Genomic DNA, 16460 nt, shown 5'->3' with positions numbered 1-16460 from the left:
AGACGCCGATGGTCCACCTCCGCAGCTTTCGAAAGAGCGGCCCATCCTTTGCCGATCTCGTTCCCTATGCCGGACTGGTCGATAACGGCATCATCCTTCTGAAGGACGGCAGTTTGCTGGCTGGCTGGTATTTTGCCGGACCGGACAGCGAGAGTGCGACCGATCTCGAGCGCAACGACCTGTCGCGCCAGATCAATGCGATCCTGTCGCGTCTTGGCTCAGGCTGGATGATCCATGCCGAAGCGATCCGCCTGCCGACCACGGCATATCCTTCCCCCGATCGAGCGCATTTTCCAGATCCGGTCAGCCGCATGATCGACGACGAACGGCGAAGGCATTTCGAACATGAGGGGACGCATTTCGAAAGCCGGCACGCGCTCATCCTGACCTATCGCCCCCCGGAACGCCGCCGATCAAGTCTGGCTCGCTACATCTATTCCGACCAGCCAAGCCGCAAAGCCGGTTATGCCGATACGGTACTGGAAACCTTCCGGGGATCGATACGCGAGATCGAGCAGTATCTCGGGACCGTGCTTTCCCTTCAACGGATGCGGACACGAGAGACATCAGAAAGGGGAGGGGCCAGGATTGCGCGGTATGACGAACTCTTCCAGTTCATCCGTTTCTGCATCACAGGAGAGAACCATCCCGTGCGGCTCCCCGAAATCCCGATGTATCTCGACTGGCTGGCGACGGCGGAACTCGATCACGGGCTGACACCGACCGTCGAGAACCGCTTCCTCGGCGTCGTCGCCATCGACGGCCTCCCGGCTGAAAGCTGGCCCGGAATCCTCAACGGCCTGGACCAGATGGCGATCACCTACCGCTGGTCTTCCCGCTTCATCTTCCTCGATGCGGAGGAGGCGAAGCTGAAATTGGAGCGGACACGTCGCAGGTGGCAGCAGAAAACCCGCCCCTTCCTTGACCAGTTGTTCCAGACCCGGTCCCGCTCGCTCGACCAGGACGCGATGAGCATGGTCGTCGAAACGGAAGACGCCATTGCCGAGGCGTCCTCCCAGTTGGTCGCCTATGGCTACTATACACCCGTGGTCATCCTGTTCGACGAGAGGAGCGAGAGCCTCCGGGACAAGGCGGAGGCCGTGCGACGGCTCATTCAGGCGGAGGGGTTTGGCGCAAGGATCGAGACGCTCAACGCGACGGACGCTTTCCTCGGCAGCCTGCCGGGCAACTGGTTCTGCAATATCCGCGAACCGCTGATCAACACCCGCAATCTCGCCGATCTCATTCCGCTCAATTCCATCTGGTCGGGTAGGCCGACCGCACCTTGCCCTTTCTATCCGCCACAGGCCCCCCCACTGTTGCAGGTGGCATCGGGCTCCACGCCTTTCCGCCTGAACCTGCATGTCGACGATGTCGGCCACACGCTGATCCTTGGTCCGACCGGCACCGGGAAATCGGCCCTGCTGGCGCTCATCGCGGCACAGTTCCGTCGTTATAAGGACGCGCAGGTCTTCGCGTTCGACAAGGGCAATTCGATGATGCCGCTGACGCTCGGCGTCGGGGGCGATCACTACGAGATCGGTGGTGGGGCAGGGGAGTGCTCCCGTCTCGCATTCTGCCCGCTCTCGGACCTCGTCACGGATGCGGACCGCGCCTGGGCTTGCGAGTGGATCGAAGCACTGGCGTCACTGCAGGGCCTCGCGATTACCCCTGAACACCGCAACGCCATCTCCCATCAGGTCGCCCTGATGGCAGAGGCGCCGGGGCGGTCGATCTCCGACTTTGTAAGTGGCGTGCAAATGCGCGACATAAAGGATGCGCTCCATCATTACACTATCGACGGTCCGATGGGGCAGCTTCTCGACGCGGAGGAAGACGGCCTGACACTTGGTCGCTTCCAATGCTTCGAAATCGAGGAACTGATGAACATGGGGGAGCGCAATCTCGTTCCCGTGCTCACCTATCTCTTCAGGCGGATAGAAAAACGCCTCGATGGCTCGCCAAGCCTCATCATTCTCGACGAAGCATGGCTGATGCTTGGACATCCGGTATTCCGTGAGAAGATCAGGACCTGGTTGAAGGTTCTGCGCAAGGCCAATTGCGCGGTTGTCCTGGCTACCCAGTCGATCTCGGATGCCGAACGCTCCGGCATCATCGACGTCCTGACCGAATCCTGCCTGACAAAGATCTGCCTGCCGAACAGTTCCGGACGGGAGTTCTATGAGCGCCTCGGCTTCAACGAACGACAGATCGAAATCATCGCAAATGCTATCCCGAAACGCGAGTATTACGTTACCTCCCCCGATGGCAGGCGCTTGTTCGAGATGGCACTCGGGCCGGTTACGCTCGCCTTTGTCGGAGCCTCGGGCAAGGCGGACCTTTCCCGCATCCGTGCGCTCGTTTCCCTCCACGGCAAGGATTGGCCACGTCAATGGCTGATCGAAAGAGGCGGCGATACCGATGCGTGAGCCGGTTCCATTTCGGTGGGGAAGGCGAGTGATCGCGGGCAGCACCGCCGTCCTGTACGTCACGGCCTCTCTACCATCCTTCGCGGGTGCCGCCACCGGCAACGCGACCGAATGGACGCAGCTCCTCAACAACAGCGAGCTGATTTCGCTGGTGGGCAAATCCGCCGAACAGATCGACAACCAGATCACCCAGATCACACTGCTTGCCGAGCAGATCCAGAACCAGCTGAACATCTACCGCAACATGCTGCAGAACACCGCGCGGTTGCCGAGCCACATCTGGGGCCAGGTGGAGAGCGACCTCAACCGGCTGCGCGATCTCGTCGACCAGGGCGAGGGCATTGCCTTCTCGATGAGCAATGCCGACGATCTGCTGAAGCAACGGTTCAAGTCCTATGCCGATCTTCAGTCAGCTGTCACAACCGGAAGCGATCTCGCGGCCAGCTATGCGAACTGGTCGGATACCAATCGCGGTACCATCGCGGGCACGCTGCGGGCAGCAAGCCTCACCGCCGAGCAGTTCGACACGGAAGAGGACACGATGGGCGAACTTCGTGCGATGTCGCAATCGGCCGACGGTCAGATGCAGGCTCTGCAGGTCGGTCACCAGATAGCGGCACAACAGGTCGCGCAGATGCAAAAGCTACGTGCGCTCGTCGCGCAGCAGATGACCATGACGGGGACATGGTTCCAGAGCGCACAGGCCGACAAGGATCTCGCCCAGGCGCGCAGGCAGCAGTTCTTTTCCTCAAACGCTCCCGCCACTTCGGGTGGCAAGAAGATGGAGATCGAATGGTGAGGCTGAAACACCTTCGCGCGAACCTTGTTGACGTCTTCATCGTCATCCTTGTCATGACACCGGCGGGACATGCCGCCGCTCAGGAAGGATCCGTGCTCACTGCGCTGCAGACACAGGTCAGCGACGCAGCCAAAGGCTGGGAAGCCACGGTGATGGACGCCGCCCGTTCGCTATTCTGGATCCTCGCAACCATAGAGATCGGCATTGCCGCGGCGTGGCTCGCCCTGCAGGCGGCTTCGCTTGACGGCTGGTTTGCCGAGATCGTTCGCCGCATCCTCTTTATCGGTTTCTTCGCCTTCGTACTCGAACAGGGACCTTCCTTCGCAAAGGCTATTGTCGACAGCCTGTTCTCGCTTGGAGCAAGCGGTGGTACGGCGTCACCGGCCGATGTCTTCAACGCCGGGCTGCTGGTTGCGTCGAAAATGTCCGAAAAGGTGCAGTTCGGCCTGTTCGAGGACAATGCGCTGGCGATCTCGGCCACCTTCGCCGTGGTCGTCACGGTCATCGCCTTCAGCCTGGTGGCGGCAATTTTCGTGTCGGTGATGGTGGAAATGTATGTCGGGCTGCTGGCCGGAATGATCATGCTCGGCCTTGGCGGCTCTTCATTCACCAAGGACTTCTCAGTGCGCTATCTCGTCTATGCCTTTTCGGTCGGCATGAAACTCATGGCGCTGGTGATGATTTCGAGGATCGGTTCCGAAGTGCTGATCGGACTGGCGGACGATACGGCAGTCGGCGACCAGTTCCAGACGGTCCTGGCCATTGCCGGTATCGCGGTGGTCGTGTTCGTCGTCGCGATCTACGTACCCAACATCATCCAGGGCGTCGTTCAAGGCACATCCGTGTCCGGCGGCATGGAGGCGATCCGCCATGGTGGCCAGGCCGCCTCGTTTGCAACCGGAGCCGGCTTTCTTGCGGCCGGGGCGACAGCAGCGGGTTACAGCGGAGCGCAGGTCGCCAGAGCCGGCGGGTCGTCCCTGGCCGGTGCGGCGCTGCGCGGTCTCGGTTCGGGAATTGGCCTCGCGGCAAGGGCAGCCGGGTCTGCCGTCAGGGAAAAGGCAATCGGCTCTCCCGGTGCCTATGCCGGTTCAACGCTCGGGCTTGCCAATGCCAAGCTCGATCAGGCCCGCGGCAAGGGATCGCCTGCCAACCCACCGCCTGAGCAGCGACATGGATCATGAGACATGGACGGGATCATCTAATGCCAGCACAACACGCCCCGGACAACCCTTACATTGCCGCCCGCCAGGAGTGGTCGGAGCGATACGGCTCCTATGTGAAGGCAGCCTCAGCCTGGCGGATGGTCGCAATCCTGAGCCTCGTGCTCGCGATCATCGGTTTCGGCTACGCGCTCTTCTTAAGCACGCGGGTCAAACTCGTTCCCTACCTCGTGGAGGTCGACAAGCTAGGAAATGCGGTCAGCGGCGGTTTCCCGCAACAGATCGAATATGCCGATCCCCGCGTCATTCGCGCCACGCTTGGAAGCTTCATAACAGCCTTCCGTTCGATCACCCCCGACGCCGTCGTCCAGAAACAATATCTCGATCGAACCTATGCGCTCTTGAGGGCGAACGATCCCTCGACACAGAAGATCAACGCCTGGTTCCGCGGCAATTCTCCCTTCGAGAAGGCGGTGAGTGCGACGGTGGCGATCGAGGTCAACAGCATCGTGGCGCTCTCGAGCCTGTCTTACCAGATCGACTGGACAGAATTCGAGCGCGACCGGAAGGGCAAAGAGATCGCCAGCCGCCGTTTTCGCGGTATCGCGACGCTGACGATCACCACGCCACAGGACGAAGCGACGATCAGGCTCAACCCGATCGGTATCTATCTCCTGGATTTTGACTGGACCGCACAGCTTTGAACATGGGGGTTTCCATGAGGATTGACATCAACCGCGCGGCCCGGGCCGGCGTGATCGTAATCGCTTCTTGCACTGCGGCGGCGGAGCTTGCCCGTGCACAGAGCCTGACGAGCAATGAGGCACGAGGGACCGGGCTTTCGGGCAAATGGCGCGGCGAAAGCGGACTGGTGACGCGGGGTGCCGACGGGAAAATTCTCTTCCTGTTCGGGGAAACCCAGCCTTCCGTGGTGTGTTCGCCGCTTCAGGTCTGCGATATCGAGCTTCAGGGCGGCGAGATCGTACGCGATGTCCTGGTGGGCGACACCGTACGCTGGAAGGTCGAACCGGCGACATCGGGCGCGGCCACCGACCAGGCCATCCATCTGGTCGTCAAACCATCAGAAGCCGGACTGGTCACCTCCATGGTGGTGACGACCTCGCGCCGGACCTATCACGTCCAGCTCAAGTCCCATGCGAACCAGTACATGGCGCGGGTCGGTTTCGAATATCCGGAGGATGCGGCAACCAAGCTCTCGGATATCAACGCCCGCATCCAGGCGATCGCGGGTGCGGGCGGTGGTGTGCCGCCGGAACAGCTTGCCTTCTCCTATTCGTTGGGCGGCAGTGCGCCGTGGAAACCGAAACGTGTCTATTCCGATGGTCGCAAGACCTACATCCAGTTCCCCAGGACGTTCTCAGGCCAGGATGCACCGGTTCTGTTCGTCACTTCTGGTGGCGAAAATCGCATCGTCAATTACCGGATACGAAACGACATGATGATCGTCGACTACAACATCGACAGGGCAGTACTGGTTTCCGGCGTCGGCTGGCGCCAGAAAAAGATCACCATCCGGCGCGGAGGCTGAACGATGCCCCTGCGCTACCATCCTTTCCCGCTGGTCTGCCTGCTCTTTGCCGGATGCCAGGCCAGTCCCGACAAGGCCATCAGAAGCGATCCTACCCAACCTGTCGCCGGCCTTGCCGCAAGCGCCATCGCCGCAGATATGGCCAGCCGCTTTGCCGAGCAGGCCGGGCTGGCCACCGCACCGATCAGCCTCGCCAGAGATAAGTCGGAATATTCGATCGCACTCAGGGGCGCTCTGAACGGGTGGGGCTACAAGGTGATCGACGATGGCCGCGTCAGCCACGGCAAAGACGCCGCGAAACCGGTCCACCTCGTCTTTTCGCTGATGAACATCAACGGACAGGTGCTGGCACGGCTTTCGACCGACACCCTTGTCCTTGGCCGCGCCTATAGCGTCAAGCCCGATGGCGCGACGCCGGCAAGCCCCTTGACGCTGATGACGCGCAATTGAGGAGAAGGGCATGCCCCAATCGCTGCAGCTCGGCAACCCGAACCGCTCCGCAGAAGACTATGGCATGAAGCGTCTCAACCGACTGCCGCTGTTCCTCGTCATCGGCATTGTCGTTGTCTTCCTCGTCGTACTGTTCTATGGCCTTTCGTCCCGTGGCCTGCGCCCCGGGGAACGGAGCTCTGGTCTGTCGGGATCGAATTTGCCGGCGGCCAGTTTCGCCGAGCAGATGAAGCGGGGCGTCAAGGACGGCATCATCGGTGAACGCGACCAGGAGCCTCGCTTCCAGCCAACACCCGTTCCACGCACCCGAAACGAGGAACGGCAAGTCGAGGAAGCGCGCAAGAGACAGCCACTAGACCAGCACGAGCAGGAAGTGGATGCTGACGAGGAATGGCGCACACGGCTCCAGCGCGAGCAACAGGAGCAGATGATCCGCGAACAGCAGCGCCAGCGCATGGCAAGCCTTCAGGCGCAAGGTGCGGCGCATGACGCACCCTTGAAGATCGATGTTGGCGAAGTCGATGCGAATGCCACCCAACCGGCATCCGCAGCGCGGCCTTCGAGCGCGTCATCGGCCAGCGGGCCAGATCTTTACGCTGCAGCGCTCGGGGGCGGGATCAATGGCCTGGAAACCGACCAGAATGGCCAGAGGTCGAAGGAGGGGTTCCTGAACGCCGATATCAGGGAGGCGGGCTATCTTCCGAACAGGGTGATCGGACAGCAGTCGCGTTTCGAGCTCAAGCGCGGCTCTGTCGTGCCGGCAACCATGCTGACCGGCATAAATTCCGATCTGCCGGGCAGCATCACCGCCCAGGTCAGCCAGAACGTCTATGACAGCGCGACGGGACACTATTTGCTGATCCCCCAGGGCACCAGATTGTTCGGCCGCTATGACAGCAAGGTTTCCTTCGGCCAGAACCGCGTCCTCGTCTTATGGACGGACTTGATCTTCCCGAACGGATCGACGCTGCAAATCGGCGGCATGGCCGGAACGGACCAGGAAGGATATGGCGGCTTCGCCGACAAGGTGGACAGGCACACCCTGCGCATCTTCGGCTCGGCAGCGCTTGTCGCCCTGATCGGCACCGGGATAGACATGGCCCTGCCGGAGAGCTCGACGCTTGCCACCCAGGATACGGCGTCAGACGCGGCACGGCGAAATTTCGCGGAGGTGTTTGGCCGGGTTGCCGAGCAGACGATTTCGAAGAACCTCAACGTGCAGCCGACCATCCGCATCCGGCCGGGATACCGATTCAACCTGCTGGTCGAGCAGGACATCGTATTTCCTGATCAATATGGCGGATAATCACCACCGAGCGAGGTATCGGGCCAAACATAACCTCCGTATCGCAGGTTTGCTCCAGCCTGGTTTCTGGATCGAGCTTGAGTAGTTGCTGGTTGAGTGATGTCAGGTTAACGAAGCGGAACTTCTCCGCAATCCCTTCCTTAGACATCGGTCGCGCGGGATCTCCGAGCGGGTCGACAAGACCTGTTTCGAAGCGCGAGCCATCGACCATGACGACCGCCACCCCTACTGGCGATCAACGGAAAGAAACACTGGCTGTGGCGTGCCGTCGATGCCAACGGCTACGTCCTTGATGCGCTGGTGCAAAGCCGAAGAAACAAGGGAGCAGCTCTGCGGCTGATGCGCAAGTTGCTCAGGGGCCAAGGGACCGCTCAGCACGTTCGGGTGACCGACAAGCTGCAGTCCTATTCGACCGTAAAGGCCGAACTGATGCCTGATGTCGAGCATCGCTCGCATAAAGGCCTGAACAAGCTGGCGGAAAATTCGCATTCCCGTGCGACGACGGGAACGACGCATGATGCGCTTCAAGTCAGCGCGACAATGTCAGCGTTTCGTCTCAACACATGGCCAGATCACCAATCTTGTTCTTCTTCACCGGAAATACCTGACCGCCGCAGATCATCGCCAGCTTCGCGCTCACGCCATCTCGACCTGTCGAGAAATCTCTTTGTCGAATGACGGGTGAAATTCAGGCCAAAGCTACTATCGCCTCTCGCACGCGGTTAAGGCGATGCCACCGCGTTGTCTCTATCAGCGCCCGTCAAGCCAGCACCAAGAGAAATCCTGAAACGGCAATCCGCCACGTTTTCCCCGCCTAGGTTTTGGCTAACCAGTTATCAGGAATTTCATATTTTATATTCCCCGGTGCGGGGCCTCTTATTCTCCCAACAGCAAGTCGCAAACTTCAATGTTGAGCATCGGCAGGCCTTTGCCGGAGCCGGGACGAAGTTTGTTCAGAACGACCAAGAGGAGAACCATGACGGCACCCGACGAGACGCACATCCGCATCGATCTGGCAGCCTGCTTCCGTATCGTTGCAAAGCTCGGCATGCACGAAGCCGTCGCGAACCATTTCGGCGCCGCCGTTTCTCCAGATGGCCGCAAGTTCCTGCTGAACCCGAAGTGGAAACACTTCTCGACCATTCGCGCGAGCGATCTCATCCTGCTCGATGCGGATGACGAGCACGCCAAGAGCCGACCGGACATCGATCCGACGGCGTGGTCCATCCATGGGCAACTCCATAAGCTTGCGCCGCACATTCGCGTCGCGCTCCACCTTCATCCGATTTATTCGACCACGATCGCCACGCTAAAGGACCCGACTGTCAAGCCGATCGACCAGAACACGGCGCGTTACCTCAATCGCATCGCCGTTGATACGCTCTATGGCGGCATGGCCGACACAGAGGCCGAGGGCGCTCCTCTAGCATGCCTGCTGGGCAACAAATCGCGGCTGATGATGGGCAATCACGGCGTCATGGTGACTTCCGGCACGATCGGCGAGGCGCTCGACGACATCTACACCCTTGAGCGCGCCTGCCAGATCCTGGTCAATGCTTATGCCACGGGCCAGCCGCTCAATGTGCTCGATGACGATGTCGCCGAGAAAACCGCTCAGGATTGCGAAGGTATTACCGAATTCTCCATCGCTCACTTCGAAGAAATGAAGCGGACGCTGGACAGGGAAGATCCCTCGTATGCCAGCTGATACGGAGTTCGGCTTCGTATTGTTCGAAGCATAAGCCCGGAAATTTCCATTTTTCAGCCAGAACGAAGCCGCCAATAATCGGCGCAGCAATCGAAATAGCAGATCGAGACACTTGAAGGGTCCGAAATGATCAGAACGGGTTCAGAATACAAGGATTCCATCCGCGGCACGCGCGAGGTTTACGTAAACGGTGAGCGTGTGAAAGATGTGACCGCACATCCGATGTTCAAACCGCTCGTGGATATCCGCGCCCGCATCTATGACATGCAGCACGATCCGGCGACGCGCCATATCATGGCCTACAAGGAAGATGGCGAGTGGAACGGGGTCAACAACAAGCTGCCTCACACCCAGGCCGACTGGTGGGACAAGCGCCGGGCGACGGATACCGTTCTCGAAGATGTCGGCGGGATCGTCACCCGCGTCGGCGACGAGACCGTCGGCGAGATGTGGTCACTGTTCGACGGCCAGTACGTTCTGAACGAGGTCGATCCCCAGTTTTCTGAGAACATCCGCAACTGAACCGCGCCGGATTTACCGGAGACCGTTTGGTTTAAGTTATGCGGCCATGGCCGGCTCGTCCAACATGGCGTAATATCGTTCTTCGGCCTCGGCTGGCGGAGTGTTCCCTATGGACTCCAGAACGCGGCGATTGTTGAACCAGTCGACCCATTCCAGCGTAGCGAACTCCACGGCTTCGAAGTTTCGCCACGGTCCTCGCCGATGGATGACCTCGGCCTTATAAAGACCGTTGATCGTTTCGGCGAGAGCGTTGTCGTAGCTGTCGCCAACGCTTCCGACAGACGGCTCGATGCCTGCCTCCGCCAGCCGTTCAGAATAGCGAATGGACACGTATTGCGAACCGCGGTCGGAATGATGAACCAACCCACCGCGATGAGCGGGTCGCCGATCATGAAGTGCCTGGTCGAGGGCATCGAGGACAAAGCCCGCTTGCGCCGTCCTGCTTGCTCTCCATCCGACGATGCGGCGGGCAAATGCATCAATGACAAAGGCCAGGTAGACGAAGCCCTGCCAGGTGGCCACATAGGTGAAATCGGAGAGCCAAAGCATGTTTGGTGCGGGAGCACGGAACTGCCGGTTCACGCGGTCGAGCGGGCATGGAGCGGCCTTGTCCGACACGGTGGTTTTGACGGGCTTGCCGCGAATGATACCTTGAAGCCCCATCATTCTCATGAGCCGAGCGACGGTGCAGCGGGCGCGTCGTGACCCTCTCGCTGCAACTGTCGCCAGACTTTCCGCACGCCATAGACCTGGAAGTTCTCGTTGAACACCCGGCGTATCTCGACCTTCATGGCGATATCATTCCGCTCGCGGGCCGATAAGCGGCCCACGTCCCTGCGCTTGGCAATGACCTCATAGTAGGTGGACGGGGCAATCGGCAGCAGCCTGCAGATCGGCTCGACCCCGAGCACCGAGCGGTGTTCGTCGATGAAGGAAATCATCGCTTCAGTGGGCGGTCGAGCTCCGCTTGGGCAAAATACGCGGATGCCTTGCGCAGCATCTCATTCGCCTGACGAAGCTCTCGGTTCTCCCGCTCCAGAGCCTTCATCTTCTCGGCCATATCGCTCGGCAGGCCAGCCCGCTTGCCGCTATCGACATCGACCTTCTTTACCCATTCGTTGAGTGTGTGTGCAGAGCAACCGATCTTGGCGGCGATCGCGCAAACCGCTGCCCAACGGGAGGGATGCTCGGCTTCATGCTCCGCAACCATTCGAACGGCGCGGGCGCGGACTTCAGGAGAGAACTTATTCGTCGTTCTGCTTGTCATAGACCCTACTTCTCACGAGTTGGGTCTCCGGTAAATCCGGCGCGGTTCACTTTTCGATGACGGGCGGATAGGCGAGGACCCACCTATTGATGGTGCTGTGGTCGACCTCGAAGCCGCGCTCGCGGAACATCTCTTCGAGATCTCTATAGCTGAGCGGGTAACGCAGATACCAGGTCACCGCCTGCACGATCAGCCATGCCTCGAAATGTCGCCCCTTGAAATCATCCTTCGACTGGCGCTTCAACTTCTCGGCAATGGCATTCAGAATCATGGCTACGCTCCGCTATATCGGAAGCGAAATTTCCACCGTCATGGTCAACAGCACGTTAACCACAAAAAGTTGCGACAGGCCCGGAAGGCCTCTTCACAGCCAATCGAAATGTTTGCAACAGAGCCGGGCTCGGCGCCGTTACGGAAGTTTTAGCAATCCTCGCCCAGAACCTTGACGCAAAAGCTGCGTGACCGAGGCGTAGAAAGCCCGACTTGCGACCAATCAGAGTTCTTGCAACAGAGCCCTCAATCGCTTGCTGGCATGTGCGCGCCAGAAATCCCTCCAGTGCATGACCGCTACCGCATAAACATAGCATCAAAGATTGAAATTCGTCCTTTCAACGACCCACTCACCAAAGCCGCTTTTCATGACTTTACCAGCTTGGGCGTATTGGGCTGCTGGCCCCATTCGTGCCAGGAGCCGTCATACATGCGCCAGTCGTCCTTGCCGAGCCGCTCGATCATGAAGCCGAGGATGCAGGCGGTGACGCCGGAGCCGCAGGTGGTGATGACATTGCCGGAGAGATCCGCCCCGGCTTCTGCGAAGATGGCCTTGGCGCGTTCCGTCGAGACGAATTCGAAGTTGCGGCTCGCATCGAAGAACAGGGCCCAGGGCGTGTTGATCGCGCCGGGCATGTAGCCCGAGGCGACGCCCGGATAGCCGGAGCCTTCCAGCCCGTCGAAACGCGCCGCGGTTCTGGCATCCACGATGGTGGTGTCCTGCCGTGCGACGGCTCCGCGCACGTCGTCGATGGTGGCGACACGCCCTGCCACGGTCTCGGCATGGAAGGTTCTTGCGGCCGGCGTCGCGGCCTCGCCGGTTTCGACCGGCCGGTCCTCGGCCTTCCACTTGCGGAACCCGCCGTTCAGGATGCGCACGCGGTCATGGCCGAAGGTGCGGAACATCCACCAGAGGCGGCAGGAGACATAGCCGGTATCGTAGATCACCACGTCGGTGTCGTTGCCGATCCCGAGCCTGCCGACCACCGAGGCGAAGAGTTCGGCCTCCGGCAGCATGTTCACATAGGGGGATGCGGGATCGGATATTTCCGCAAGGTCGATGAACTGCGCATGCGGGATATGGCCCCGGACGAAATCGTCCTTCGCATGCTTGCCCGCCTCGGGCAGATACCAGGAGCAGTCGAGGACGACGGTCCCGGCGGTTTCGGGATTGTCGATGAGAGCGGCGAGTTCCCCGGTCTCGATAAGCCAGTCGGTCAAGATGTTTCTCCTTCTCGGAGCGATGCTGCGATGTTCGGTATTGGTGTTCGTAAAAACTCGTGCTCAGGGATAGACGGAGGCCTTGCCTTCCTTCTGTACCCAGCTGTCGCCGGAGAGCACGCCGCCATCGACCACCACGTTGCGGCCGGTGATGTAGCGCGAGGCCGGTGCGACGAGGCTGAGCGAGGTGGTGATGAGATCTTCCGGAACCGCCAGATGGCCGGCCGGGATGTAATCGGCAAACCACTGGCTGCGGTACTCGTCATCCCAGAGCGGACGGGTGAATTCGGTCTGCACAAAGCCCGGCTCGATGGCGTTCACCTGAATGTTGTCGCCGGCCCATTCATGCGCCATGGACTTGGTGAGCGAGGTGACCGCCGCCTTCGTCGCCGCGTAGACGGAGATAGTATCGAAGGAGATATTGGCGGAGAGCGAGCTGAAGTGGAGGATCTTGCCGCCGCCCTGCGCCTTCATCACCGGCTGGACGGCCTTGGAGAGGAAATAGACGCTGCGGAAATTGACCGAGGTGATGGCGTCGAAATCCTCCTGCGAGACGTCGGTGATCGGTTTGCGGCGGTTGGCGCCCTGGAGATTGACGAGGATGTCGATCCGGCCGGTGACGTCGAGCGCCCGGCGCACCAGTTCGGCGCAGGCGGCTTCGGAGCTGAGGTCGGCCTGCAGTCCGTGGAAGGCGAGCTTCTCCGTTTCGAAACGTTTTTCGATGAGGCCGAGCCGCTCGGCGGAGAGGTCGTGCACGATCACCCGGGCGCCTGCCTTCGCGAAGGCTTCCGATATGGCGGAGCCGATTGCGCCCGCACCTCCCGCGATGAGCGCCGTTTTTCCTTCAAGGGAAAAGAGTGACGACAGATAGTCCGACATGGGATTCCTTTCCGGGCTTAACGCCCGCTTTCTGATCTGCTGGGAATGAAGGGTTTCCGGGTCGCCGATGGCTTGATTTCAGGGCGTTTCGGCCTCTGGTCGGCGGATGAATGGGGCGGGACGGGTCGTCCTTTTAAGTTCGTAACATATTGATGCGAATTGATAATTCACATATTTTCCGTGATTATAAATTATGTCTATAAATTGAATAGATAAAATATTCTAAGCATCGTCGGGAACGGCGTATTTAAATTCCGGCATCCCCTCAAAATTTGGAGGTTTCGCCTTTGGCCGACGAAGGCCCCGGCGCTAGGTTTCCGGCATCGAAATCAAGGGAAACCCGATATCATGATCCGCAAGACCATTCTTTCCGTCGCCTCCAGCCTCGTGCTGCTCGCCTCCGGCGTGGCGCCTCTTCATGCCGAGCCGAAGGGCAAGGATGCAGAGGTCAAGGTGTTCGTTTCGCCGCTCACCTTCGCCTTCACCCACTTCGTGTTCCTGACGGATCAGCTGGAAGATGAAGCCAAGCAGCTCGGCGGCGTCACCGTGCTGAAGGCCGACGGCCAGCTCTCCGCTCCCAAGCAGATCGCCGATATCGAGGCTGCCATCGTGCAGGGCGTCGACGGCATCATTCTCGCTCCGGCCGATGCCGACGCTCTCGCGCCGGTGGTCAAGGAAGCCATTGCCGCCGGCATCACCGTCGTCACGGTCGACCGCCCGGTCAACGGCGTGCCGGAAGTTCTGGCCAATGTCTCCGCCGACAACTTCAAGGGCGCGGAAGCGCAGGGCGAAGCTGTCGTCAAGGATTTCCCGAACGGCGCAAAGATCGTCAACCTGCAGGGCATTCCTGGCGACAAGACCGCCAACGACCGCAATGGCGGCGCGCACAAGGTGCTCGACGCAGCCGGCGACAAGTACAAGTTCGTATCCGAACAGGCCGCCAACTTCTCGCGTGACAAGGGTCTCGCCGTTGCCGAAAACATCCTGACCGGCCTTTCCGAGGTTCCGGACGTCATCATCGCCGCCAATGACGACATGGCTCTCGGCGCCGCACAGGCCGTCGATGCCCGTGGCCTGAAGGGCAAGATCAAGATCTACGGCTATGACGGTTCGGAAGATGCGCTGAAGGGCGTCAAGGATGGCGATCTGGCCGGTACGGTCGACCAGTTCCCGGGCCAGCAGGGCCGCATCGCCGTGCGCACGCTGGTGGAGTTCATCCGCGAAGGCAAGAAGCCCGCTTCGAGCGACGTGCTCGTTGCCCCGATAGCCATTACCCCGGAAAACCTCCAGCAGGCCGAGCGCGTGGGGCTCGTCAACTGATGAGCACGGCTGTACGTCCCGATCCTGCGGACGTTGCGGAAACGGGGCGCCCTCGGCGCCCCGAACCTTTTGTGACGGCAACGCAACTGGTGAAGCGGTTCTTCGGGGTCACGGTTCTCGACGGTATCTCGCTGTCGCTGGCTCCGGGCGAGATCCGCGCCCTGCTCGGTGAAAACGGCGCGGGCAAGTCGACCGTCATCAATCTCCTGTCCGGTGTCCACCAGGCCGACGAGGGCGAGATCGCCATCGACGGACAGGCAGTTCATTTCGACGCGCCGCTCAACGCCAACCGGGCGGGCATCAGCGTCATCCGTCAGGAACTTTCCCTGTTTCCCGAGCTTTCCGTCGCGGAAGCCATTTTCGCCGGCCATCAGCCGGTCGGTCCCTTCGGCACCGTCGACTGGAAGGGCATGCGCAGGGACGCGCGCGCAGCGCTGGCCCAGCTCGGCATGACCTCCCTCGACGTCAACCGTCCCGTCTCGAGCCTCTCGATCGCCCAGCAGCAGATGGTGGAGATCGCCCGCGCGCTGACGCGCCGCTCCCGGCTGGTCATCATGGACGAGCCGACCGCGTCGCTGTCGCCGGAAGAGGTCGGCCATCTCGGCGATATCGTGGCGCGCCTTGCACGCGAGGGCGTCGCCATCCTCTATGTCAGCCACCGGCTCGACGAGATCCGCAATTTCTGCCACACCTATACCGTCCTGCGTGATGGCCGAATGGTCGCCGAGGGCGAGGTCTCCTCCGTCTCCAATGCGGGGCTGATCCGGGCCATGGCGGGGCGCGATGTCGAGATCGGCCGGAAGACGCAAGGTGCCGAGCCGGGCCAAGTGGTGCTCGATGTCAGCCATCTCGCCGCTCCCTATTCGCGCCGCTCGCCTGCCCGCGTGCGCGATGTCAGCTTCCATGTCCGCGCCGGCGAGATCGTCGGCCTTGCCGGCATCGTCGGCTCCGGGCGGACGGAAACCGCCAACATGATCTTCGGGATCGATCCCATCGGTTCGGGCGAGATCCGGCTGCAGGGACGAAGCATCGCGCCGTCCTCGGTTTCCGAGGCGATTGCCGAGGGCATCGGTCTCGTCCCCGAGGACCGCAAGGGTCTGGCGATCCTGCCGGAACGCTCGGTTGCCGAAAACTTCGCGCTTGCCGGCGCTGTCCGCCCCAAGGGTCTGTTCCTCAACGACCGCGCGAGCGAGCGCACGGCCCTGCAGGCCTTCGTGGAACGTCTCGGCATCCGCCTGAGCTCGGTCGATGCGCCCATTACCACCCTTTCCGGCGGCAACCAGCAGAAGGTGATCCTGTCGCGCTGGATTGCCCGCGAACCGAAGATCCTGATCGTCGACGAGCCCACGCGCGGCATCGATATCGGCGCCAAGGAGGATGTCCATTCGCTCATCAGGGACATCGCCGCCCGCGGTGTCGCCGTTCTCGTCATTTCTTCCGACCTGCCGGAGGTCCTTTCGCTTGCCGACAGGATCGTGGTCTTCCGCGAGGGCCGTTCCGTATTCGAGATCGCCGGATCGGAGGCCACCGCCGAAACGCTGATGGCGCACATGACCCGGCACCACGGCTGATCGAAACTT

General features: G+C 60.9%; 13 protein-coding genes, 3 pseudogenes and 1 other annotated feature. Of the genes and pseudogenes, 12 read left to right on the top strand and 4 right to left on the bottom strand.

The window, feature by feature from the left end; translation table 11 throughout:
- Positions 1-8: 8 nt before the first annotated feature.
- From H4I99_RS23745 to H4I99_RS23700, 10 genes and pseudogenes are all read left to right on the top strand, one after another.
- Positions 9-2429 (top strand): conjugal transfer protein TrbE, encoded by a 2421-nt coding sequence (locus tag H4I99_RS23745; RefSeq protein WP_163897324.1) that lies wholly within the window; start codon positions 9-11, stop codon positions 2427-2429.
- Positions 2422-3228 (top strand): P-type conjugative transfer protein TrbJ, encoded by an 807-nt coding sequence (trbJ, locus tag H4I99_RS23740; protein WP_163897326.1) that lies wholly within the window; start codon positions 2422-2424, stop codon positions 3226-3228. The genes H4I99_RS23745 and trbJ overlap by 8 nt, the downstream gene beginning before the upstream one ends.
- A complete protein-coding gene (trbL, locus tag H4I99_RS23735) occupies positions 3222-4409 on the top strand; it encodes a P-type conjugative transfer protein TrbL (RefSeq protein ID WP_163897328.1) in 1188 nt (395 codons plus the stop codon). Before trbJ ends, trbL begins: the two co-directional genes overlap by 7 nt.
- Before the next feature lie 20 nt (positions 4410-4429).
- A complete protein-coding gene (gene trbF / locus H4I99_RS23730; RefSeq protein WP_163897330.1) occupies positions 4430-5092 on the top strand; it encodes a conjugal transfer protein TrbF in 663 nt (220 codons plus the stop codon).
- 14 nt (positions 5093-5106) lie between these two features.
- Positions 5107-5937 (top strand): P-type conjugative transfer protein TrbG, encoded by an 831-nt coding sequence (gene trbG, locus H4I99_RS23725; RefSeq protein WP_163897332.1) that lies wholly within the window; start codon positions 5107-5109, stop codon positions 5935-5937.
- 3 nt (positions 5938-5940) lie between these two features.
- Positions 5941-6387 (top strand): conjugal transfer lipoprotein TrbH, encoded by a 447-nt coding sequence (locus tag H4I99_RS23720; protein ID WP_163897334.1) that lies wholly within the window; start codon positions 5941-5943, stop codon positions 6385-6387.
- Between the two features lie 10 nt (positions 6388-6397).
- Complete coding sequence (gene trbI, locus H4I99_RS23715) at positions 6398-7693, top strand: IncP-type conjugal transfer protein TrbI (protein WP_163897336.1); 1296 nt, start codon at positions 6398-6400, stop codon at positions 7691-7693.
- Between the two features lie 225 nt (positions 7694-7918).
- A pseudogene (locus H4I99_RS23710) lies at positions 7919-8378 on the top strand (IS6 family transposase); the annotation flags it as partial.
- A 291-nt stretch (positions 8379-8669) separates the two neighbouring features.
- A complete protein-coding gene (locus H4I99_RS23705) occupies positions 8670-9401 on the top strand; it encodes a class II aldolase and adducin N-terminal domain-containing protein (RefSeq protein ID WP_163897338.1) in 732 nt (243 codons plus the stop codon).
- A gap of 126 nt (positions 9402-9527) precedes the next feature.
- Complete coding sequence (locus tag H4I99_RS23700; protein WP_163897340.1) at positions 9528-9923, top strand: 4-hydroxyphenylacetate 3-hydroxylase N-terminal domain-containing protein; 396 nt, start codon at positions 9528-9530, stop codon at positions 9921-9923.
- A gap of 36 nt (positions 9924-9959) precedes the next feature.
- Here the strand turns inward: H4I99_RS23700 and H4I99_RS23695 are convergent.
- The 4 genes and pseudogenes from H4I99_RS23695 to H4I99_RS23680 form a co-directional block, all read right to left on the bottom strand.
- Positions 9960-11190 (bottom strand): annotated as a pseudogene (locus tag H4I99_RS23695) (IS3 family transposase).
- Positions 10790-10906 (bottom strand) — a sequence feature (AL1L pseudoknot). Its footprint overlaps the pseudogene before it by 117 nt.
- 49 nt (positions 11191-11239) lie before the next feature.
- Positions 11240-11461: pseudogene (locus H4I99_RS23690) on the bottom strand (IS6 family transposase); the annotation flags it as partial.
- Positions 11462-11826: 365 nt separating this feature from the next.
- Positions 11827-12681, bottom strand: a complete 855-nt coding sequence (locus H4I99_RS23685; protein ID WP_163897342.1) for a sulfurtransferase — start codon at positions 12679-12681, stop codon at positions 11827-11829.
- Positions 12682-12744: 63 nt separating this feature from the next.
- Positions 12745-13560: an SDR family NAD(P)-dependent oxidoreductase gene (locus H4I99_RS23680; RefSeq protein ID WP_163897344.1), complete on the bottom strand. Its 816-nt coding sequence runs from the start codon at positions 13558-13560 to the stop codon at positions 12745-12747.
- Between the two features lie 348 nt (positions 13561-13908).
- Here H4I99_RS23680 and H4I99_RS23675 point away from each other — a divergent pair, with 348 nt between their 5' ends.
- Both H4I99_RS23675 and H4I99_RS23670 read left to right on the top strand, forming a co-directional pair.
- A complete protein-coding gene (locus H4I99_RS23675) occupies positions 13909-14880 on the top strand; it encodes a substrate-binding domain-containing protein (protein ID WP_163897346.1) in 972 nt (323 codons plus the stop codon).
- On the top strand, positions 14880-16451 hold the full coding sequence (locus H4I99_RS23670; protein WP_163897348.1) for a sugar ABC transporter ATP-binding protein: 1572 nt from the start codon (positions 14880-14882) through the stop codon (positions 16449-16451). The genes H4I99_RS23675 and H4I99_RS23670 overlap by 1 nt, the downstream gene beginning before the upstream one ends.
- Positions 16452-16460 lie beyond the last annotated feature (9 nt).

This window comes from Paenirhizobium daejeonense (assembly GCF_014280875.1).
GTDB classification, from domain to species: Bacteria; Pseudomonadota; Alphaproteobacteria; order Rhizobiales; family Rhizobiaceae; genus Allorhizobium; species Allorhizobium daejeonense.
The sequence above is the reverse complement of the archived record's forward strand: the minus strand, read 5'-3'. Positions and strand labels throughout refer to the sequence as shown.

What these genes read in the sequence shown, in the direction of transcription:
- H4I99_RS23720 (WP_163897334.1), top strand. Translation starts at nt 5,941, where the DNA reads ATGCCCCTGCGCTACCATCCTTTCCCGCTGGTCTGCCTGCTCTTTGCC.
- trbF (WP_163897330.1), top strand. Translation starts at nt 4,430, where the DNA reads ATGCCAGCACAACACGCCCCGGACAACCCTTACATTGCCGCCCGCCAG.
- H4I99_RS23680 (WP_163897344.1), bottom strand. Translation starts at nt 13,560, where the DNA reads ATGTCGGACTATCTGTCGTCACTCTTTTCCCTTGAAGGAAAAACGGCG.
- H4I99_RS23700 (WP_163897340.1), top strand. Translation starts at nt 9,528, where the DNA reads ATGATCAGAACGGGTTCAGAATACAAGGATTCCATCCGCGGCACGCGC.
- H4I99_RS23670 (WP_163897348.1), top strand. Translation starts at nt 14,880, where the DNA reads ATGAGCACGGCTGTACGTCCCGATCCTGCGGACGTTGCGGAAACGGGG.
- trbJ (WP_163897326.1), top strand. Translation starts at nt 2,422, where the DNA reads ATGCGTGAGCCGGTTCCATTTCGGTGGGGAAGGCGAGTGATCGCGGGC.
- H4I99_RS23705 (WP_163897338.1), top strand. Translation starts at nt 8,670, where the DNA reads ATGACGGCACCCGACGAGACGCACATCCGCATCGATCTGGCAGCCTGC.
- trbL (WP_163897328.1), top strand. Translation starts at nt 3,222, where the DNA reads ATGGTGAGGCTGAAACACCTTCGCGCGAACCTTGTTGACGTCTTCATC.
- trbG (WP_163897332.1), top strand. Translation starts at nt 5,107, where the DNA reads ATGAGGATTGACATCAACCGCGCGGCCCGGGCCGGCGTGATCGTAATC.
- trbI (WP_163897336.1), top strand. Translation starts at nt 6,398, where the DNA reads ATGCCCCAATCGCTGCAGCTCGGCAACCCGAACCGCTCCGCAGAAGAC.
- H4I99_RS23675 (WP_163897346.1), top strand. Translation starts at nt 13,909, where the DNA reads ATGATCCGCAAGACCATTCTTTCCGTCGCCTCCAGCCTCGTGCTGCTC.
- H4I99_RS23745 (WP_163897324.1), top strand. Translation starts at nt 9, where the DNA reads ATGGTCCACCTCCGCAGCTTTCGAAAGAGCGGCCCATCCTTTGCCGAT.